General features: G+C 65.9%; 16 protein-coding genes. 3 read left to right on the top strand and 13 right to left on the bottom strand.

All coding sequences use genetic code 11. The features are described from left to right. Position 1 precedes the first annotated feature (1 nt). From G5C50_RS24790 to G5C50_RS24800, 3 genes are all read right to left on the bottom strand, one after another. Positions 2 to 3,469 carry a PVC-type heme-binding CxxCH protein gene (locus G5C50_RS24790; protein WP_165073659.1) on the bottom strand — a complete coding sequence of 1,156 codons (3,468 nt, stop codon included), beginning with the start codon at positions 3,467 to 3,469 and terminating at the stop codon, positions 2 to 4. Then, a complete protein-coding gene (locus tag G5C50_RS24795; protein ID WP_165073660.1) occupies positions 3,466 to 4,677 on the bottom strand; it encodes an SGNH/GDSL hydrolase family protein in 1,212 nt (403 codons plus the stop codon). The genes G5C50_RS24790 and G5C50_RS24795 overlap by 4 nt, the downstream gene beginning before the upstream one ends. 123 nt (positions 4,678 to 4,800) lie before the next feature. Then, on the bottom strand, positions 4,801 to 5,274 hold the full coding sequence (locus G5C50_RS24800) for a cupin domain-containing protein (protein ID WP_165073661.1): 474 nt from the start codon (positions 5,272 to 5,274) through the stop codon (positions 4,801 to 4,803). Between the two features lie 212 nt (positions 5,275 to 5,486). On the opposite strand from G5C50_RS24800, the gene G5C50_RS24805 reads away from it, so the two are divergent. Beyond that, positions 5,487 to 6,518, top strand: a complete 1,032-nt coding sequence (locus G5C50_RS24805; protein ID WP_165073662.1) for a type IV secretion system protein — start codon at positions 5,487 to 5,489, stop codon at positions 6,516 to 6,518. 12 nt (positions 6,519 to 6,530) lie between these two features. On the opposite strand, the gene G5C50_RS24810 is transcribed toward G5C50_RS24805, so the two are convergent. The 10 genes from G5C50_RS24810 to lpxK all read right to left on the bottom strand — a co-directional run bounded on the left by G5C50_RS24810 (position 6,531) and on the right by lpxK (position 17,326). Next, entirely contained in the window at positions 6,531 to 7,157 is a 627-nt protein-coding gene (locus G5C50_RS24810; RefSeq protein WP_165073663.1) for a hypothetical protein, read from the bottom strand. A 26-nt stretch (positions 7,158 to 7,183) separates the two neighbouring features. Continuing rightward, on the bottom strand, positions 7,184 to 7,609 hold the full coding sequence (locus G5C50_RS24815) for an OsmC family protein (protein WP_165073664.1): 426 nt from the start codon (positions 7,607 to 7,609) through the stop codon (positions 7,184 to 7,186). A 94-nt stretch (positions 7,610 to 7,703) separates the two neighbouring features. Continuing rightward, positions 7,704 to 9,479 (bottom strand): glycerol-3-phosphate 1-O-acyltransferase PlsY, encoded by a 1,776-nt coding sequence (gene plsY / locus G5C50_RS24820; RefSeq protein WP_165073665.1) that lies wholly within the window; start codon positions 9,477 to 9,479, stop codon positions 7,704 to 7,706. A gap of 15 nt (positions 9,480 to 9,494) precedes the next feature. After that, a complete protein-coding gene (locus G5C50_RS24825) occupies positions 9,495 to 10,250 on the bottom strand; it encodes a sugar phosphate nucleotidyltransferase (RefSeq protein WP_165073666.1) in 756 nt (251 codons plus the stop codon). Between the two features lie 54 nt (positions 10,251 to 10,304). Then, complete coding sequence (locus G5C50_RS24830; RefSeq protein ID WP_165073667.1) at positions 10,305 to 11,543, bottom strand: glycosyltransferase family 4 protein; 1,239 nt, start codon at positions 11,541 to 11,543, stop codon at positions 10,305 to 10,307. A 123-nt stretch (positions 11,544 to 11,666) separates the two neighbouring features. Beyond that, positions 11,667 to 12,518: a lipopolysaccharide kinase InaA family protein gene (locus tag G5C50_RS24835; protein WP_165073668.1), complete on the bottom strand. Its 852-nt coding sequence runs from the start codon at positions 12,516 to 12,518 to the stop codon at positions 11,667 to 11,669. Next, a complete protein-coding gene (locus G5C50_RS24840; RefSeq protein WP_165073669.1) occupies positions 12,515 to 14,110 on the bottom strand; it encodes an ArnT family glycosyltransferase in 1,596 nt (531 codons plus the stop codon). Before G5C50_RS24840 ends, G5C50_RS24835 begins: the two co-directional genes overlap by 4 nt. Positions 14,111 to 14,179: 69 nt before the next feature. Further along, complete coding sequence (locus G5C50_RS24845; RefSeq protein ID WP_165073670.1) at positions 14,180 to 15,124, bottom strand: NAD-dependent epimerase/dehydratase family protein; 945 nt, start codon at positions 15,122 to 15,124, stop codon at positions 14,180 to 14,182. After that, positions 15,109 to 16,191 carry a lipopolysaccharide heptosyltransferase II gene (waaF, locus tag G5C50_RS24850; protein ID WP_165073671.1) on the bottom strand — a complete coding sequence of 361 codons (1,083 nt, stop codon included), beginning with the start codon at positions 16,189 to 16,191 and terminating at the stop codon, positions 15,109 to 15,111. Before waaF ends, G5C50_RS24845 begins: the two co-directional genes overlap by 16 nt. Positions 16,192 to 16,252: 61 nt before the next feature. Further along, positions 16,253 to 17,326, bottom strand: coding sequence for a tetraacyldisaccharide 4'-kinase (gene lpxK / locus G5C50_RS24855; RefSeq protein WP_206107843.1), 1,074 nt, complete (start codon positions 17,324 to 17,326; stop codon positions 16,253 to 16,255). A gap of 147 nt (positions 17,327 to 17,473) precedes the next feature. On the opposite strand from lpxK, the gene G5C50_RS24860 reads away from it, so the two are divergent. Both G5C50_RS24860 and G5C50_RS24865 read left to right on the top strand, forming a co-directional pair. Beyond that, on the top strand, positions 17,474 to 17,878 hold the full coding sequence (locus G5C50_RS24860) for an Mpo1-like protein (protein ID WP_165073672.1): 405 nt from the start codon (positions 17,474 to 17,476) through the stop codon (positions 17,876 to 17,878). A 425-nt stretch (positions 17,879 to 18,303) separates the two neighbouring features. Further along, entirely contained in the window at positions 18,304 to 20,739 is a 2,436-nt protein-coding gene (locus G5C50_RS24865) for a TolC family protein (protein WP_165073673.1), read from the top strand. Positions 20,740 to 20,922: the final 183 nt, after the last annotated feature.

The following is a 20,922-nucleotide window of genomic DNA, read 5'->3' on the forward strand; positions in this document are numbered from 1 at the left end:
GTCACTTGCCGAGGACCGGACGAGCCTTCGCCGGCGAGCCCTCGACGTCCTCGAGAACGCATCGGAAGCCGTCAGGACGGCGCCCCGGCTCGAACGCCACGTAGAAAGCGTGGACGCCCGCGCCCAGGTCGACGGTAAAGGCGTCCGCGTTCTTGGGATCGGGTTCGATGCGACGGCCTTCGACCCAGACCGCCAGATCGCGACCCGAGTCGAACTTCAAGCGCACCGCGCCGGGAGTCGTCACCTCAACTTCGGAGCGAAGCAACGAGATCGGCGGAGCCCCGCCGACGCGAGGGACGGCGGGGAGTTCGCGAGGCAGCACGCGACCGGCGACCGTGGTGTAATACCGCTTCCAGGGCATCGACTCCTGGCCGTGGATCACCGCCTCGACGCTGGTCCGAATCATCGCCGTGGCCGACTCCTTGGTCGACATCAGGGACTGCCAGCGACGCAGAACGCGCTCCTTGCTGACGGCGTAGTCGCCGATCTTGCCCAGTTCCGAGAGGAACCGGACCATGTCGACCAGCTCGCCGCGCGTCAGAGGTTCGACGAGGCCCGCCGGCATGATCGAGCCGGCGACCTTCTGTTCCTCGATCGAAGCGAGCGGAATGGAGACCTCGTTGTCTTCCGAGTCGCGGAGGACGAGGTCCTTGTCCGTCTGCCGAACGCGAATACCGGTCAGGATTCGACCGTCCTCGGTGGCCACAGCCGTCGAGTGGAAGTTCTCCTTCACAGCCTTGTTCGGCTCCAGGACGGAGTCGAGCAGGTAATCCGCCGGGGCGCTCGCGCCGATGCTCTCCAGGCTGGGGCCGACCTGCCCACCAGCACCGGCGACAGCGTGGCACTTCAGGCAGGTCATCTCGTCGCGACGGAAGACGGCCTCGCCCCGGGCCGGATCGCCCTTGGCCAATTCAGCAAGGATCGCCGTCTTCTCGGCCGCGGAGTAGGTTCGGTTGGTCTCGCCGAGTGAGCCGGCCTTCGCGAGGGCGTCGACCAGTTCCTGCGCCGGACGACCGCTGGCGCGGATGTCGCGGACGGCGAGCTTGGCGAGGTCCGGATCGACTTTCACGGCGGCCAGCGCTTTCGCGAGGGCAGCCGGTCCGTCTCGACGTGCGACGAAGGCCGCCAGGACGGACTGTGCTTCGTTGAAGCGAGCCGCGTTCAGCTCGGCCAGCCAATGAGCGGTCCGCTCAGCGACAGCCGCCGGCCCGTTCGCGGCAAGGGCGGCGAGGGCCAGCGACTGGCCGACTGGATCGCCAGAAGCCGCCGCAAGTTTGTCGACGGCTGCCGACGCCTCGGGATCGCCGAATGCGAGCAGACCTCGGATCGCCTCCAACCGCACCGGTGCGGGAACGTCGATCGCCGTCGCGGCTTCGGCAATTCGAGGCTTGAGCGCGGCGACCTTCCAAGCACCGGCCGCGGCCACGGCCGCCGCCCGCAAGGAAGCGTCGGAGTCGTCAAGGAGCCCACCGATTCGCGCGAGGTCTCCCGAGGGGATCACCTTGCGATCGCGGGCGGCCCGGACAAGCGTCTCCAGAAGCGCTGCGCGACGCGGGGTCGGCATCCCTTCTTTCTTCTCGACCACATCGAGCATCGTCCCGAGTTCGTTCGGCCCGCCGAGAGTCGCGATCAGGTTGAGCGCCGCGGCATCCTGTTCGTGAGGGATTCGGCCTTCGTTGTAGAGCTTGAGCAAGGGCTGCAAGACGGCCGCGGAGCCGAGGGCCTGGAGTGCGAACGTGAGATTCTTCGCGTCGCCGAGTGCGTCGAGCTTCCCGGCCTCGACGGCGGGGAGCCAGGACGGGGCCAGGTCGCGGGCGGCCAGCCAGAGGGCGTAGTCGAGGAAAGCGTCCATCGGCTTGCCCAACGCACGGAAGGCCGTCGCAGCGGCCTTGCCGCTCGGCATGGCGGCCAGGGAACGCACCGCCTCCAGCCGCACGCGCGGGTTGTCGTCGAGGACGAGCGTGTCGAGCCACGAATCCGAGCCCGGAATCCTCCCCTGCCAGAGCGGGACGATCCGCGCCCCGGCCGCTCGCACGCGGAAATCCTTCGAGGCCAGCGCCTGCTTGAGGAGGTCCGGGTTGGGTACGTCGAGACCCTGGTACATCCAGAGCCCCTCAAGTCGGTTGCGCTCGAACTCGGGATCTTTGGGATCGAGGGCGGCGACCCAGGTCTTGAGCGCCGGGATCACCTCGTCCGCACCGCGTTCCTTGAGAACGCGCTTGGCCTGACGCCGCGTGTACTGCTCCGGAGCCTTGAGGGCTTCGAGAAGCGCTGGAACCTCGGCGCCGACCAGCTTGGGGCGTTCGACGAGCGGGCGATTCTTGGCCGTCACACGCCAGATGCGGCCGCGAGTGTGGTCGCGGCGCGGGTCGCGGAAGTCGACCTCGCCGTGCTGGATGATCGGGTTGTACCAGTCCGCGATGTAGATCGCCCCGTCGGGCCCCATCAGGACGTCGATCGGGCGGAAGGAAACGTGCTTCGTCTTGATGAGTTCGGACTGCTCGCGCGACGAATACCCCGCGCCGTCGTCGCTGACGACGAACCGACAGACGCGGTTGCCCCGGAAGTCGTTCGTCAGCAGGCTGCCGCGCCAGGACTTGGGGAGATGCCGGCCGTCGGCGACCTCCAGGCCGCAATACTTCGGGCTACCCGGATTGAGCCCCTTGAGCAGCCTGACGGCATCGACGGCCGTCACGTAATAGGCTCCCGGAAGGCAGTAGTTAATCCCCTCGCCCCCGGCCCCGTCGGTCGCGAACGACTGACCCCAGGCGTCGGTCTGATGTCCCCAGGGATTGACGAGGCCACGGATGAAGACGTCCAGCCCCATCGTCTCGGGACGGAACCGCCAGATCCCGCCGCCATTGAGGCGACGGACGCCGTTTGGGGTCTCGATGTGGCTGTGGATGTAGATCGACTGATTGAAATACATCATCCCGTCGTGACCCCACCGCAGCGTATGAAGCAGGTGGTGGGTGTCCTCCGTGCCGAAGCCCGAGAGGACGACGCGGGTGGAGTCGGCCTTGCCGTCGCCGTCAGTGTCTTTCAGGTGGAGCAATTCCGTGCTGTTGGCGACATACACGCCACCGTCGCCGGGCTCGACGCCCGTGGGGATCAGCAAACCGTCGGCGAAGACGGTCGTCTTCTCGGCCTTGCCGTCGCCGTCCTTGTCTTCCAGGATCAGGATCTTGTCATTGGCCTGCTGGCCGGGGGCGATCTGAGGATAGACCTCGGAGCTGGCGATCCAGAGGCGGCCCTGGGGGTCGAAGTTCATCTGGATCGGCTTGGCGATCAGGGGGTCGGCGGCGAAGAGGTTTACCTCGAAGCCATCGGCCATGATGAACGACTGACGCTCGACCTCAGGGTCGGGATCGGGCAGAGGCCCAACGGCGTTCTGGGCGCGGGCGGTTGCGGCGAGGGAAAGAACGAACAGCGCCGCGGCGAGGCGTCGGCGACGGGAGGTCTGATTCATCGGGACGCCTCGCTCTCTCGGACCAGCTCGAAGGTGTGTTGGACGGGCTTGCGGAGCGCGGCGATCTCCTTCTCCTTGGCGTCGACCAGGGGGTCGAACTGCGGGATCTCGACGGCGTTGCGGCCCTGCTCGTGCTTTCGGAAGCCGAATAGGTAAGTGATGTTCTGGGGTCGCCAGCGGTAGAAGAAGAGCCGGTTCTTGGCGACGATCGCGGCCCGGAGCTTTTCAACTTGCTCGGCCTCGGGACCTGTCGGCAGTGCCTGGCCCTTCGACCACTCCTGCGCGGTTTTCGTCACGACGTTTCGGCCGTCGACTTTGAGCGTGTACCGGCCGGGCTTGAGCTTCTCCACGCGGATCGAACGTGCACCGTCGGGGCTCTTCCCCGTCGCGGGGGAGGCCGGCAGCGGCAGCCGTGAGTCCGTGGCCGTGAACTGAACGCCCTGTTCGGTCGTCTTGAGATCCTTGCTCGGCAAATACGCCCCGGGCTTAACCCCGAGTTCGGGCATGCTTGCCAGCCGCCAGAAGCCGAGGTCGGTCGGATGAATTCCGTTGTCGGTGTCGGGCTCGGACTGAGTCGGCTGATCCTCGCGACGAGCCCTCGCCTTGCCGACGATGTCGAAAAGGTCGACGAACGCCGCATCGCGTGAAACCGCGATCGACCGAACCGCCTCCGCATAAGCCGCCAGGTCGCGGTTGTGGGCGGTGGGATCGGGGAGTGGGGGAGCCATCGCCTCGTGCGGGAGCGGAGAGAGCAAAACGAGACGCGCCTTGAGAGGGGCGACGGCGTCCAGGAGGGCGTTGTAGCCTTCCACGAAGCGAGGCAGTCCCGCCTGGCCGTCGAACGACTCGGCCATCCCGTAGCCGACGACCAGAACCGTCGGCTTGGCGTCGGTCACCTGCTTCACCAGCTCGCGAAAACCGGCCGCCGGCGGGTCGAATCCCGCTCGTGAGAGCCCGCGGACGGTGTCGCCGCTCCATCCCAGGTTGCGGAACGTCAGGTTCTTGTCGGGGTTCGCCAGCGTGAGCACGGTCTCAACATAGCCGTAGCGCTGTTCGCGCTCCACGAAGGTGTCGCCGACGAAGACGATGCAGTCGCCGTCGCGGAACTCCCAGGGGGGCGGCGGTTGAGCGACAGCCGTCGTCGCAACGAGGGCGAGGAACCCGGCGGCCAGGAGGCCGCGGGCTGTGGTGGGGAGGATGGCGGGCACGATCGGGCTCCGACGTTTGCGGGGGACGACGAGCGGACGGTCGAAATCCGGCAAGGTGTATGGAAGCAATCTAACGCCGTCGCGGTCCCTGGTCGAGGGTCTGTCGCCGACGAGGCAGACGGCTCACTTAGCCGGCCGAGGCAGCCACTTCATGAAGTAGAAGACGACCGGTTCGGGACCATCGCTGGTGATGTTGTGGGGGACGTTCGGGGCCGAGAACATCACCGAGCCCGGGCCGACCTTGGTCGTCTTGCCGTCAACGAAGATCGAACCATGCCCGGACTCGACGATCAGGATCTCCTCGTCGGGATGAACGTGCGGCGGGTGGGGAGACTTGCCGGGGTCGATCACGAACCGGCCTGTCACCATGCTGGAGCAGAGTTCGGTCGGACCGTCGAAATAGAGGCCGACCTTCCCCACGGGTTTTCCCTCGTCCTTGTAGACGGACATCGCCACATCGTCGACGATGACCGTCTTCGAGGCGACCATCGACTTGGCCTCCTTCGCGTGGACCACTTCACGCCAGGCCCAGCCGAGAGCCAGGGCCAGAGCGAGAAGGCTCGGTACGATCGACGGATGGAGGCGGAAGCGCGGCATGACGGGGCTCCAGTTGGGGGGAGGTTCGAACCTTCAGGGCCCACATCGTAATCCGTCGCCTCCGTCACGCGAAACCAGCCAGGTCGTCAGGAGGCATGGAATGGTTTTCGCACGGAGAATCGCCGCCCGGATGATTTCAGCCCAAGACGCGAAGTCGCGCAACGAACAACCTGGCGATGAGCCTCGGCCGCACGATCTGGAGATCCTTGTTCATGCCTCACCTTCACATGATCCAACTTCCCGTCTTCCTGATTCTCCTCTTCGGGGGCCTTGGGCTGCTGGGCCTTGCCATGCTCTACCGCCGCAACCGACAGGTGCAGGCGGAAGCGGAAGCCCAGTTCAAGGAATTCCGCGAGCGGGCCGTCGGGTTGATGGACCAGATCGACGCGCTTCGAAATCGGCACAAGACGCTCCCAAGCACGGATCCGGACTACACCCAGCCCATGAAGGGAGCGACGCTCGCCCTTTACGAGAGGGTCGCCGTTGATCTGGACCGGCTCTGGGAGCGCTGGCTCTCCGTGATGGAGATGTGGAACAGGGCCGAGGAGCGCATGAAGTCGACCTCCGCTTTCAGCACGAGGTCGAGCGATGAGGCCCGCGAGATCATCTCCCAGAGTCGGCTGGAGGATCTGCTCCACGACTCGGCCCAGTGCAAGGCCGAGCTGGATCGCCTGAACCTGGCCCACGAGGTCGCCGCCAAGTCGCTCAAGGACGCCCGATGGGAGGCTGCGGCGTTCGCCCGCTCGATCGATCGCGGCGGCCCCCGGGGCGGCGAGGGAGATCTCTACGAACGCGAGCTTCGGCTCGTTGATCGTGAACTTGAGGACGCCGAGAAGAACCTCGTGGCGGATCCTATCGGGGCGACCGAAGCGATCGAGCGTTCGCGAGACGCGATCGCCGAAATCCAGCAACCGCCCGCTCGTCGGCCTCGGTCCGGTTACGCACCTTCGGGCCCGGCCGGGTCGATCCTCGACGACCTCGTGATCGCCGCCGGCCGGCTCCAGGAACTGGCCTCGAAGATTCGAGTCATCGATATCGTCGGGCTGCTGATCAAGGGATGGGTGGTTCTCTGGATCCTCGGCCTCTTCCTGGCGGTGCTGCCCGCGCTGATGCCGATGATCCTCTTCTTCATGGCGTTCGTCGTGCTCGGATCAGGCCTCCGCGTCTTCCAGCGGCTGACCGCTCCGTGGGCCTGGGATTGGATGGGTCCAAGGCAAAAGCGCAAGCAACCCTGGAGGCGATGAGAGAGGGCGAAATCATCGAAACCAGACCCTGATCTCGTACAGCACATACGCCGCACACGCGAGTAATTCGAGGACCACCAACGCGTACCATCCGCCCCTCCCAGATCGGGAACGGCTGTCGGCCCCCCCTAGCCCGTCGGAATCCTCGAGGTCGTCCCAATCGTCGTCGGGCTCGATCCCGAGTTCGGCGGCGTCGCGTGACCAGGTCTGCGAGAGGATCACTCGAGCATCCGCGGCGAGCGATTCCGGGACCTTGAGCGTGGCCCCGCCGGTGGCGACCTGATACATCGATCGCGAGCCCATCCGGCCGTCTTCGATCAGCGTGGGTATCCCCTCGGCCTCCAGTCGGATCCGCATGGGCTCCCATCGCGTCGGGTCGAGGCCGCCGGCCACCTCGACCCAGGGTCCCTGGATCTCATCCAGCGGCGGCCCCGCGGGCGGCTCCGAAAGCAATTCCACATCGTGCTTCGCGCAGAGTGCGCCTGGTTCGCGAGGCTGGAAAGCCTCGCAAACCGGGCAGTAGCCTTGCGGCAAGTAGCGATCCCCACAACGCGGACAGAGCGACGCGGCGGAAAGGTCGCTGACCGTCTTGTTGCACGAGGGACAATACCCAGGGGCTGACTTCGAGACCTTGATCATCGAGGTGACTCCGCCGCTGTGATCGTTCAGTCTTCGAGTTTGGCGTCGAGGGTGATCTCGGCCTTGAGTAGCTTCGAAACCGGGCAGCCGACCTTCGCCTTGCCGGTCAGTTCCTCGAACTTCGCCTGATCAGCGCCGGGGATCTTGGCCCGCAGCGTCAAATGGACGGTCTTGATGGCGTAGCCGTCGCCGTCCTTGTCGAGCGAGACCTCGGCCGTGGTCTCCATCCGGTCAGCCTTCAATCCGGCCTCGCCGAGGATCAGCGAGAGCGCCATCGTGAAGCAGCCGGCGTGCGCAGCGCCGATGAGTTCCTCCGGGTTCGTCCCCGGTTTGCCCTCGAAGCGGCTCGAGAACCCATAAGGGTAATCACTGAGAGCGCCGCTCTTGGTAGAGATCGCCCCTTTGCCGTCCTTGATGCCGCCGCTCCAGACGGCCGAGCCGGTGGTCTTCATCGGAAGTTCATCCTCGCAGGTGGTCGACGCTGGGAAGTTCTTCGTTCGATCCCAGGTATCATTACCAACGAGCGGGATGAATCAACCCTCGGTCTCAGCGGGAGAGGACTGGCGCGGCCGGCGGACGAACGGCGATGGGATCGGCGCGCGACTCCATCCGGACGATGTGGACGGTTCCCGGCTTGGTCGCCGCCGCGAGCAGTCCGCGACGACCGCAGTACGCCAGGCCGCTCGCCTCGGCGCTTCCCAGATTGAGCGGGCCTCGGACGGGGAATCGACCGAGCACGGTGGGCGTGGCCCCGGCGCGGACGACGTCCAATTCGCCGGCCTCCGGCTGAGCAACGATGAGATGGATGTCGGTTGCGCCTTGGCCGGGCATCGCTACGACCTCCCGCTCTCCTCGCGCGGGCACGACGATCCAGTCGCCGTCCTCGGAACGCGTGAGATACGGCTCGTTCGCCTCATGCAGGTCGAGTCGACCCGCCTCACGGGGAGCGGAGAGGTCCGCGAGATCGATCGCAACGGCCCGTTCCCCACGATCCAGCGTGACGAGAGCGCGAGTCCCCAGATTGGACAGGACGAGACGATCGGGATCGCCCTTGTCGACGAGTTCGATCCGGCTCACCGGGGTCGCGGGGGTCGATCCCAGCAAGGCCGTGGTCGCGAACACCTCAAGCTGAGGAGCGTGCTTGGAGTCGTCGCCTTCGCCTCGGCCCGAGGCCACGATGAGGAGGTGCGAGCCGTCGGGAGTCGGGGCCATGTCGTCGGGATAGTAGCCCGCCTCAACCCTCGTCCCAACCTTCGTCCCCTCGAGTGCGAACACGTCCAGCCATCCGGGGCCGAGGTGCTTGGCGTCATTCACGGGCCGCTGCAGAACCGCAAGATTGCTGCCAACGACCGCGATCGCGACCGGCCTCCCTTCGACGGCGATCTCGGTGATTCGTGCGAGCGACGCGTCAGGAAGCACGCGATATGTGAGTACACGGTTGTAACGAGGGCAGAGAACAGCGAGACGCTCGCCTGACTCGTCGAACGCCACCTGTGATGCACGCTGCTGGCCGGTGGACTCCCGATGCGTCTCGCGCATCAGCCACGGGCCCGCAACGGCTTCAACGGGCGTTCGAGCCTGCTGAACGACCCACAGCCCAACGCCAGCCATCACAACGACGACTGCCAGGACCGCCACCACCACGAGGCCGACCTTGCCCGAGGGGGGAGCCTGTGGAGCGTCCGGTTTGCGCTTGCCGAAGTTCACCCGATTCTCCGTCCCGGCGAGCAGCCGGCTGATGTTCTTGCGATGGCGCACGATCAGCAGCACCACGACGGCCGTGACAAGAATGCTCATGGCGCGATGCTCCGGAGACCACGGCGCGGCGGTCCTGAGGAAGTAAGCAGCGGCGAACGCCACGCCCCCCGCCATCGACGACAACGAGACGTAGTGCGACGGCAGAAAGACAGCAAAGAACGCAACCGCCGCGACGCCGCACGCCACCGGCTGGAGGGCGATGAGCGCCCCGAGGCTGGTCGCGACCCCCTTCCCTCCCTTGAACCCGAGGTAAACCGGGAAGTTGTGCCCGAGGATCGCTCCGACCGCCGCGGCGATCGGCAGTTCGTTCGACACTTCGTGTCCCATCCGATCGATCAGCCAGGGGAGGCCGATCGTGGGCAACAACCCCTTGAGAACGTCGAGGACGAACACCAGCACGAAGTACCGGAACCCCAGCAGGCGGCCGACGTTCGTCGCCCCGATGTTCCCCGAACCTGACTCGCGGACGTCCTGACCTGTCAGCGCGCGATAGATCAGGTAGCCGAAGGGAATCCCGCCGATCAGATAGGCGGCAAGGGCGGTTGCGGGGAGAGTCCAGCTCAAAGAAGGGAACTCCGGTTATTCATCCCGGCCGATCATGACGCTCGACTTCTCCGGCCGGCCCAGAAACGCGGCGCGGCGGTTGTCGAAGATCTCATTGGCCGTGGCGTAGTCGTCGTGGCGGCCGATGTCCAACCAGTAGCACTTCTGACGGTAGCAGTGGACCGGCCGGCCGGTCGTCCGCATGGCTTCCAGCAGCTCGGGCATGGTCACGGACTGACCGGCGACGAGATAGTCCCAGGCCTGGGGATCCAGGATGTAAACGCCCATGCTGACCTGGAACGAATACTCGGGCTTTTCCTGGTAGCCCGTCAAGACGTGAGGATCGTCGCCGAACTGGAGGACGCCGAAGTCGATCTTCACCTCGCGCGGGTAGGAGGCGATCGTCGCCGAGGCGCCTCTCGTCCGATGGAAGTCGTACATCGAGCCGTAGTCGAGCGTCGTGAGGATGTCGCCGTTGATGACGAGCACCGGCTCCTGGGGACGGTCCACGAGCGTCAAGCCGCCAGCCGTGCCGAGGGGCGTCACCTCACGGCGATAGGAGATCTTAGCGCCGAACTTCCGGCCGTCGCCACAGAAGGTTTCGATCAGCTCGGTGAGATAGCCCGTGATGATGGTCACGTCGCGGAAGCCGAAGCGGACGAGTTGCCGGAGGACCACCTCGATGATCGGCATCGGGTCGTCTTCGCCCAGCGGCATCAACGGCTTGGGCAGAACGTGGGTGTAGGGCCGCAGTCGCGTTCCCTTGCCTCCCGCCAGGATCACGGCCTTCATGACGTCCCCTCCCATCCGTAGTTCACGATCTTGTTTCGAGCCAGCCGGGCCAGGTCATCCCCGTCCCGCGTGCTTTCGGTTCTTGCGACGGCCCGCATGCGGCCCGCGAGAATGCAACGGTTTCCCACGCTTCTCCTGGGCGACGGCCTCGAACACCTTCACAAGAGCCTCGACATGGCGGTCGAAGGTCCACTCGCGGCCGAGCTTCGAAGCCGCCTTGGACATCGCCGCCCGTCGTTCGTCGTCGGCCATCAGATCGAGCGCCGCAACCAGTTCGGCCTGAGCGCCGGGTGCGGATAGAACGCAGCCCTGACGGCCGTCGACCATCATTTCGCTCGCCCCGTTACAGGCGGTCGTGACGACGGGCAATCCGCAGGCGAGCGCCTCGAAGACGACCAGCGAACAGGGGTCGTAATAGGTGGGCGAGACGAAGAAGTCGCTCGACCAGTAGCACTCGCGGACGTCGTCGTGGAAGCCCAGGAAATGGACGAACTCGCCCACGCCCAACCGTTCGGCGAGCCGGCGATATTTGCCGGGACGGCCGCCGCCGCAGACCAGGATATGAACCGGCCGGACTCCGTCGCGATGCCGCGCGGCGAGGCCGCGGATGAGCGGTTCCAGCCCCTTCAGAGCGTAGTTGTGGCCCACGAAGAGGCCGACGAGATCCGTCGACTTGAAGCCCAGCTTGCTCCGAAACGAGGCGCGGATCGCACCGGGATGGGGAACGACGACGCGGTCCGGGTCGATCGCGTTATGGACGACGTGGATTCGCCCCTTCGGCACGCCGACGAACTCCTGGACGTGCCGCGCGACCATCCGGCTGACCGCCACCACGCGCGCCCCTCGCGCTGGATCGTACTGACGCTTTTCGATGGCTCGATACGACCAGAATTTGGGGTTCAGCATCTTGCCGAGCACGTAGAGCCGCCGCAGAACCGGGTTGGCGAACCGCTGCGAGTTCGCTCGCAGGCTGCCGCCGTGAACGCCCCCCTGGGGGACGATCACGTCATGCTCATAGGTATTGATGAAACCAACGGTGCAATCGTAATCAGCGCCCTTGAGAAGACGGGCGGAAGCCTCGGCGAAGCCGACGATTTGGGCCTGGCGTGAACGGGTCTCGACCTCGACCTTGACGCAGCGGACTTCAGGCGGCAGGGCTCCTTCCGCCCAACTCGACGTGTAGAGGTCGATCCCATGGCCGCGACGGACGAGCGCCCGGCAGAGATCCACGATGTAGGTCTCGGCTCCGCCTTTCGTGGGATCGACCCTCGGGAAGTTCAGGGCCAGCCGCATCGTTCCGTCTCCGCGTCCTTGCTCGGAATCATCAGCCCGCGCCCGGCGAGCCGTCATCGTCCCTACATCGCGTCCAGGCGAACCCGGACTGAAGTCTTTCCGGTGAATCGGTCGTGATTTCTCTCAAGCCCGATTGTGAGCGGAATATCGGGCAGCCTTGAGCCGGACCATCCGCGCCTGCCACTCGGGACGTTTCAACCGCGCCTCGCGACGGTAATGCATCCAGAAACGGAGAACATCCCTCTCCGAAACGCCCTCGACGCCCTCGATCGAGAAGAGCAACTGGCCGAGGTCCTTCCATCGCCAACGGTCGGCGAACAGCCGATGTTCCTGAAGCCGGTGGAGGTCGATCAGCGTCAATTCCACGTCGCGAGGGTCGCTCGCCAGTTTCTCGAGATTGAGAAAGAAGTGGCAGAGGTACAGGTCTTTGTGAAAGACGTTCGCGCGATGGAGCGCTCCGCTCATGCGGGCCATCTCCCGGACGATCCGACGCTTCATCGCCTCGAACAATTCGCGATCGAGCGACTCCTGCAATCCGGGAAGGATCTCGTTCAGCTCGCGGCCCGGCAATTCGGCGACGGCTAGGTAGCTTTGCAAGCCGCACCAGGGGCCGATCCGTTCGCCGACGGCGACGACTTCCGGCACCGGCACGCCGAGCGTCCGCGCCCGCTCCAGGTGGGCCCATTCCGCGGCCCCCGGCGAGTGCTTCCCGGAAGGGTCGACGGTCGCCGCCAGGCGAGCCGGCCAGGGGAGTCGAAAATGGCGCTTGAGGTAGACCGAGATGCGCCGGCCTTCGCCCGCATGGAAGACGACGCGGGCGGTCGACCTCCCCTGCTTCGCGTGCAGCCGGTCGCGGCTTTCGATCGACATCACCGAGGCGTCGAAGTCGGCCGGAAGCGCGGGTCGGTATCGCTCGTCGATCCACGACCAGCGGGAACCCTCGACGATGCGGCGCCAGAGAGCGCGAAGGTTCATGGTGCGAAGCCTTCCCAGGAGACGGGCTGATTCAAGCGGAAAACCTGCGTCCCAACGTCGCGACCTTCGACGACGACAGGGAAGTCCTTCACGGGCGTCGCTGCGTAGGCGAGCAGGGCGTTCAGGCTTTCGGCCCGACGACTCTTCGCCTCAAGCTCATCCCGCCCCACGACCACGTACGCCAGGCCGCGGTCCGAGAGCGCCTGCCGGACGTGCCAGTAGTCGTAGCCGTCGTTCCGATCGGCCACGAAGCGGGCCCAGCCGCGCGTGTCCAGGATCCGTTCCTCGGGCCGTGCATTGGCGGCCAGCCAGCGACCGGCCTGCCAGTGGCCTCGACGGCTCTCGTGGCTAGTCCGGAGTTGATAGACGACGAGGATCGTCGACACCGCCGCAGCACCCGCGACGACCGCCATTCGCCACGTCCGGCGCGAGAACGGCAGCCTTTCCCCCAACCGTTGCAGACAAATGAACACACCAGCGCCCGCCCAGATCGAGGAAACAACCACAACCGGCAACACGTGTCGGCCTGAGAGGTACCCGAGCTTCGCTCCGTGGAGAGTCAGGGCGAGAAGGTATGTCGCGACAAAAGCCCCGAGAACCAGGCGTTCCGACGCGCCGGATTCGCGGGCGGATTGGAGTGTCGCTCGGATGAACCGGCTCCGGACAAGGCCCCAAACGGCCATGATCGCGAATCCGCCGCACATCGCGTCCCACCAGCGGCGGACCGCAGACTTCAGGACGTCGACCGGACCAGCGAGGGCCTTGTCGTCAGATTCCTCTTTAGGAGATAGATCGAGCTTCGCCCGCTCCAGGCCCGGCGGCAATGGCTGAGGCGTGTTCCGCTTGACGTTCGTCTGGGCGCCGAGCGACGCCGCGTGCCTCAGCGCGAGTTTCTCGGAGACCTGCCCCTTGGCGAGAGCGTATCCGCCCACGCAGACCAACAGGGCCAGGCCGAGCGCTGGAATGGCGGGCGACGCGGCGAGCGTTCGCAGGCCTCGAGTGCGAGCCAGATGGACGCAGCACGCCAGACCGACGGCCAAGGGCGCGAGGATCGCCTCAGGCCTGGCCGTGTAGCCGAGTCCGCCGACAAGTCCGGCCGCAAGCGCGTACGGCCAGGAATCGCGGCGGATCGCCTGCGAGCCCAACCAAAGTGTGGCCGTCATCGCGAGCAGTCCAACCGCGTTCCCCAGCACGTCGCGACCGACTTCCGCTGGGACCGGCAGCAAGACGTAGATGAACGTTGCGATCAAGGCGACGCGCTCATCAAAGACGGCGCGAGCCAGCGCGAACAGACACAGCAGCAGCGTGAGCGATGCGAGAACCGACACTCCCTGACCGGCGATACGCCACGATTCGGGCCCCGCACCGAGGACCAAAGCCGAGATGGGTTGCACCAAGGCGACAATCGCCGGATAGAGCGGGTGCTGGTCCGTCCCACGGATCACGTCCACCCAGGGATCGGTTTGGAACCGACGGGCGACGGCCAGGAACTTGAGACCGTCCTGCGCCGGAACCAACGTCCGGCACACGGCGGCGACGTCGAGGATCGCCGCAAAGGCCACGATTCCGATGAGCCAGCGACGATGCGTCACCCGATCCTCCTTGATCACACGCCGGTTAGGGTCGATCCTCGACCCAGGCCGCGATTATAGGTGGACCATTCAGGCCGTCAATGGCAGGGCTTTTCCATTGCGTGCAAGCGCGGAGGCCCAGAGGTCGGCGATCGACCGCTCGAACGGAATCTTCGGCTCCCAGCCGACCTCGGCCGTGATCCGCGAGATGTCAGCGCGGGTGTCGTCCGGCTCGCCCGCTCGCTGGGCCCCAGCGTCGAACGCCACCTGCGCGGTACGGCCACTGAGACTCACCAGTCGATCGAGCCCATCTTGAATCGTGTACGAGCGTCCCGAAGCCACGTTGTAAACACGACCCTGCCGCCCTCGCTCCGCCAGAGCGATGAGGGCGCGAGCGGCGTCGCGAACGTCGACGAAATCCCGGCGCGAATCCAGACGCCCGGCCTGAATCTCGACCCAGTGGTCTTTTGCAGCAGCAAGCTGCGTGGCGAACCGTCCGAACGCCAGCGATGACGGCGTTCCCGGTCCGATCAGATTGAACACTCGCCCGACGACGATTCGCAACTCGCCCCAGTTTCTCAGGGCGAGTGTCGTCGCCGCCAGCTTGCTCCGCCCATAAGCCTGAGTTGGCCGACAGGGCTGGTCCTCGACCACCGGCAGATCGGCCGGCTGGATCGGACCAAGTTCCGCCGCCGACCCGACGACGACCACGCGGGTCGGACCAGCTAAATCACGAAGTGCTTCCAGGAGGCGCTCCGTCCCGCGCACGTTGGTCTCGTACAGTTCATCGTCGACGGCGGGGGGGGTCTTCCCCGCGAGATGAAGCACGAAGTCAGGGGCGACCTCACGGACTACTCGATTGAGCCCATCGTTGTCGTGGAGATCGGCCGAAACGAACTGGCCCCTCGGCAAGGCGCTCGGCCGATTCCGCCCCAGGACGACCAGGCGGTCGTCTGGTGCAAGCGTCGGCTCAAGCGATTCCAGAACGTGGCCGCCGAGCCAGCCGCCAGCGCCGGTGATCAGCCAGGTCGCCATGTCGAATCCTCGGCGGTCGTTCGGAGGTCCGTTCGTTTCAGAAGCAACCGCTGCGAGGCCGAGAAAACGGACTCGGGGGTGAGTTGCTTCATGCAGAGATGGTGTCCCTGTGGACAGACCGGCCGCTGGCAGGGGCCGCAGGGAACGGGATGAAACAGGTGAATGGCATTAGGCTGATTCGTCCGCGTCCACTCGATCCGAGTCGGACCGAACAACGAGACGACGGGCGTCCCGAAAGCCGCCGCGAAGTGTCGAGGACCGGAATCCGTCGTTACCAGAAGGTCGGCTCGCTTCACCATCGCCTTGGAAAGTCCCAGGCTCAATTTCTGGTCGGCCAGTGAGACCACCCGAGGGTGCGCCGCGAGTTCAGCAATCCGGCGCGATTCTTCGCGTTCGGAAGGACCGCAAAGGGCGACGACCGCCACGCCGGACTCCTCGGCCAGTCGACGGGCTAGACGACCGAACGACTCGACGGGCCACGCCTTGGCTGGGCCAAACGCGCCGCCGGTGTTCAGGCAGACCAGGCCGTTGGATGCGTCAACGCCCAGCGCGGCGAGTGCTTCGTCGGCCGCCGTTTCGTCGGCTGTCGTGGTCGCCAATTGAAGGCGGACGCCGTCGCCATGGCAGCCGAGCGCCCGGGCCGTGGCAAGGTAATACTCCACGATCGGACAAGGGAGCAGCTTACCGTGAGCGTCGCGCGGAGGTTGCAAACGGTCCGTCAGCAACCAGCCGCGAAGATATCGATCGTAGCCGACGCGGCGGCCGATTCCGGCCAGCCGGGAAATCCAGGCGGTTCGGATCGAGTTGGGCAGGAGAACGGCGGCGTCCGGCCGATTGGCTCGCAGGCGACGAATCAAGGCCGGCGTGCGCTGCTCGGCGACCTTCGACCGAGGGTGGAAGTGGATGACTTGGTCGAACCAGTCGAGGCCGTCGAGAACCGGCGCCACGTTCGGCCGAGAGACGACCGTGAGTCGACCCGAAGGAAACCCCTTCCGCAGTGCGCGAAGGGTCGGCGTCGCCATGACGGTGTCGCCAATAAGGCTGGGGAGAAAAACCACGAGGTTCATGCGCGGCCAGGCCCTTCCGTGGGTCGTCCGTCCAAGGCCCTCCCGCGGCCGTCGACGGCCTTCAGGCTCCTGGAACCGGCCGATTCTGGGGAAGCAAAGCCGCCAACCGGTCGTCCAGCGGCCGTGGGTCTCCCAGCAGATCGAGGCCGATTCGGAGCGCGCGGAGGGGGGCGGCCCCGAGATCCGAGAGGCGGAGTTTCACCAAGTCCTTCTGAGTGGTCAAGATGAGATCCGCCGCGCTTCCATCGGCCCACCGACTCAGTTCCTCGACGTCCTCGGCGGCATACGAATGGTGATCCGGGAAAACCCTCAGTTTGACCACTCGACAGCCCAACGACTCCAACGTGCGTCGAAAGCCCTCGGGGTTGCCGATCCCGCAAAACGCCGCGACGGCCCGGCCTTCCAATCCTTCGAGGGGCGTCGCATGTCCTTCGCCGTCGATGAGGTCGCGGGGAGCGTGCCGCGCCTCAAGGATCGGAGCTTCACCCGTGTATCGCTTCGCCTCCTCGCGAATCCAGTTCCGACGTTCCGGCGGCACGAGGTCTGCGCGTGAGACGACGATCACGTCGGCTCTCTTCAAAGACGAGACCGGCTCGCGAAGCAGGCCGCGAGGGAAAATCCGGCCCAGTCCGAAGGGCTCAAGCGCGTCGAGCAGCACGATATCCAGATCGCGGGCCAACCGCCGATGCTGGAATCCGTCGTCGAGGATGAGGAGTTCCGCCTCCAACTCCTCGACGGCGATCCCAGCGAGGCGGACGCGATCGGGATCCTGAAGGTGTGGGACGTCGGGGAGGTTCTCCTCCAGGACGAGCGCCTCGTCGTTGACGGAGTCAGCCCGGCCGTATCCTCGGCTGATGAGACAGACGCGCACGTCGCGATCGCGATACCAGCGGGCCAGCCACTCGACCATTGGCGTCTTGCCGGTTCCACCCAGAGTCAGGTTGCCGACCGAGACGACCGGCGCGGCCGCCCGATGGACGTCCTTACCGACGTCGAACCGTGCGTTCCGATAGTTCGTCCCCAGCCGATAGCCGACCGACGCCAGCGACAACCCCGCGCGGACCGTCGCCGCCAGAGGCCCTCGGATCTCGCCGCGAATCAATCTCAGATAGCTCTCAGGTCGGATAAAGGCCACTCGATCGTCCTGTCGGTTCAACTCCGGCGTCGACGACTCCCACGCCGCCGCCCCGGCCGCTACGATTGATCGAGGAAGCTAACCGCCGGCAGCGGAGATCGTCAACCCGCACAGCCCGCCATGCCCATTTGGAAGAACGACCGACGAATGATCGCGACCCCTGCCCCCCCCCACCCCCTGGTCGTCCACTGGCTGAAGCGGCACCGAAGCGCCGTCAGCTTCATCCTCCACATGATCGGCATCCCGCCCACAATCCTGGGCGTCCTCCTGTTCGCCGTCTACGTGTTCCAGATCTCGTTCCCGATCTTCGTCCTGGCGCTGGGGCTGTTTCTTGGAGGGTACGGGCTCCAACTTGCGGGGCACGCCCTGGAAGGGACGGACGCCGGCGAGGTCATCTACTTCAAGCGACTCTTCGGCATCCCTTACGTCGAGTTCCCCCCCGGCTTCGGTCCTTTCCACGAACTGCCGGAGTCGACCTCAGCGCCAGCCGGCGACGCCCGGGTTCAATCCGCATCCTCCACGGGAACCTCGGCTGGGCCAAAGTCCCTTTGAGGTTGCGACTCACGACGGCGCGAGGAGATTTCTCGGCGCATTGACTGCGCCCGGAGCATTTTCCCCTAGAGGAGAATCGAACTGATCGGTAAATTCTCCGCCATCGCTTCAAGTCTCGGGACGCGAACGACCGATACCATTCGACAGCCCGATTCTCCACCCATTCGGGAGGGTTTTGGGATCCACTCGTTTGGTGTTCGCTCACAGGCGAGTTGCTTTCGGCACGAGCGGTCGGCCAACCGCATGTCTTCGTCAGGGCCGGCCTCGTGGGAGTTGGAGAAGGGTCGCGACCGAGTCGGCCCGAATGCGACGGCGACAGTCGAGTCGTGGTGATGGACTCCGTGAGCCAAGCCAGGGATGGCGCGGCGTGATCCCACGCCTCGGGTTACGCGTCACATGGCGATCTTAGTCAAGGACGGCTGGCCATGCGATTGACCTTGAAACGGAACCGATGGACTCGAGCGGCCGTGCTGGCGGCCTGGCTGAGCTCCACCGGTTGCCAGAGACTTCCTTACATCGACCAGAGCAAGACCGTCCCCCACGACAACATGGGGAAGATGGCCCTGGAGGATTCGGAGGTCAAGCAGGCCGATTTCCTTTCGAGCAGCACTCCGCTGCCGATTCCGAAGATCGCCAAGCCGCGCACGACCAACGATCCGGAGGCCGATGAAATTTGGCCGATGACGCTCCAGGAAGCGATCCGGATCGGCCTGGACAACTCCGAGGTGGTCCGCGTGATCGCCTTCGGCGCCCAGGGCATCCCGGTCGGCGGCTTCGAGCCCTCGCCGTTGAACAACGGCGCCGCGGGCGGCATCGCGAGCTCCCTTGGTGCAGGAACGCTGCAGTCGGTCTACGACCCGGCGATCCAGGAGACGCAGATCGCCCAGGCGCTCAGCGTCTTCGACACCGCCCTGATCACGAACCTGACCTACGGCAAGAGCACCCAGCCGTTCAACAACGCGGTCCAGGGCGGTACGCTGACCCTGGGCGGGATCAAGACGCCGGTCATTTCGATTCAGGACACGGCCAATTTCCAGGTCGGCCTGCAGAAGCGAAATGCCCTCGGCGGCACGATGAGCGTCACGCACAACGTCAACTGGCTGTATCAGAACAGCACGTTCCTCGTGTACCCATCGGCGTACACGACGAACCTCCAGTTGTCCTTGAGCCAGCCGTTGATGGGTAGCGCTCCGCTGCCCGGCCAGTCCGCTGGTCCGGCCGTCGGTCTGGAAGCCAACCGCGCTCCGATCGTCGTGGCCCGGCTCAACGCCGACGCCGCCGTCTGGCGGTTCAAGGCTGAGATCATGTCTCAGGTCCGGTCGATCGAACAGCAATACTGGGCCCTGGCTCAGCAGCACGTTCAGCTCTGGTCGGCTGAGAAGGCCGTCGAACTGGCCCGCCAGATCGTCGATCGTGAGCAGGCCGAGCTGGTCGTCGGCAAGGGAACCGTCGCCGACGTGGCCGAGGCCCAGCAGCGGATGGAGCAGTTCAACCTCGACCTGGTGACCAAGACGGCCGACGTCATCACCACCGAGCGTCAGCTCCGGAACATCCTCGGCCTGCCGCCGGCCGACAACCGCCGGATCATCCCCGTCACCCCGCCGACCGACGCCCGGCTCGAACCGGACTGGGAGTCGAGCCTGGCCCAGATGGTGACCTTCCAGCCCGACATCGTTCAGCAGCAGTTGTTGGTGCGGATCGCCGAGCTTCAGCTCCTGGTCTCCCGCAACCAACTGCTGCCGCAGCTCAGCCTGAACATCCTCTACCAGTTCAACGGGTTCGGCCAGAGCCTCGACTCGGCTGAGTCCGTCATGACGGGAGGAACGCTGAAGGCCCTGGAGCCGGTCGTCGCCGCCCAGATGCGGAATGCCGGCGTGGCGGGAAATCCGGGCTTCTACAACAACTTCCGGACCTGGCAGGTCGGCTGGCAGTTCCAGATGCCGCTCGGCATGCGGTCTCCGCTGGCCACGGTTCGCAACTCGCAGTACGTCCTCCTGCGACAGCGGGCCTACCTCCAGCAGGTCATCCACCAGACGGTCCACTCGCTCAGCCGGTTCTTCCTGGAAGTCGACGCGAACTACAAGCAGTTCAAGACCGCCTCGCGACTGCGGGCCGCCGCCGCCGAGCGTCTGGCCGCTCAGCGAGCCTACTATCAGGAAGGCAAGATCACGATCGACCGCTTCCTGGACGCCGTCAGCCAGTACGCCCAGGCCGTGGCCCTGGAGGCTCAGTACAAGACGACGTACAACATCTCGATCGTCGCCCTCGAAGAAGCCAAGGGGACGCTTCTGGCCTACAACAACATCGCGGTCGCCGAAGGACCGAACCCGAGGAAGGCGTACGCTCAGGCCCGCGATATCCAGGAAGGCCACAAGCAGATCCCGATCCCGCACGACGGTCCGAAGTACAAGGAACGCGTCACCGGCCCGATGATGCCTGACCCGGTCACGCCTCAGCCGCCGCCGAACGTCGAGCAGGACAGCAATCTGCCTGCGATGCCGGCCCCCATCGGCCCACTCGGACCGCCGCCGACCCCGCTTCCGCCCGCCCGGCCGGCCGGCGAGGCCCCGATCCTCTCGGGCGAGCCGACTCCAGCCCCGGGGACCATCGCCGAAGCCCCCCGAGCGGACTCTGAGACCGTCCCGGCCGGAGCGACCGAGCCCGCCCCCGCGAGCCCGGCGCCGGAACCGACTCCGATGCCAGAGGCGGCGCCCGGAGCGCTTCCCGACCTGCCGACGTCGCCTCCGACCGAGCCGCTCCCCGAGCTGCCGCCGTCGACTCCGACCGCTCCGGCCCCGAGTTCTTCGGCTGAGCCGCTCCCCGAGCTGCCTCCGTCCGTCGACCTGCCGCCGCTCCCCTGAGCCGGCTGAACACGAAGCCGAAAGCACTTGCAAGGCCGACGCCCTCTCCCTGGGGCGTCGGCCTTTTTTCATGGACTACGATGATTCAGGAGAGAGCGCTTGTCGGCGTCGATCCGTCGCCGATAAACTTCATCGTGGGACCAGCACTCGAAGCTCTGCAACTCGACACGGAAGGGGCGAGCC

It is taken from the genome of Paludisphaera rhizosphaerae (genome assembly GCF_011065895.1).
Classification (GTDB): domain Bacteria; phylum Planctomycetota; class Planctomycetia; order Isosphaerales; family Isosphaeraceae; genus Paludisphaera; species Paludisphaera rhizosphaerae.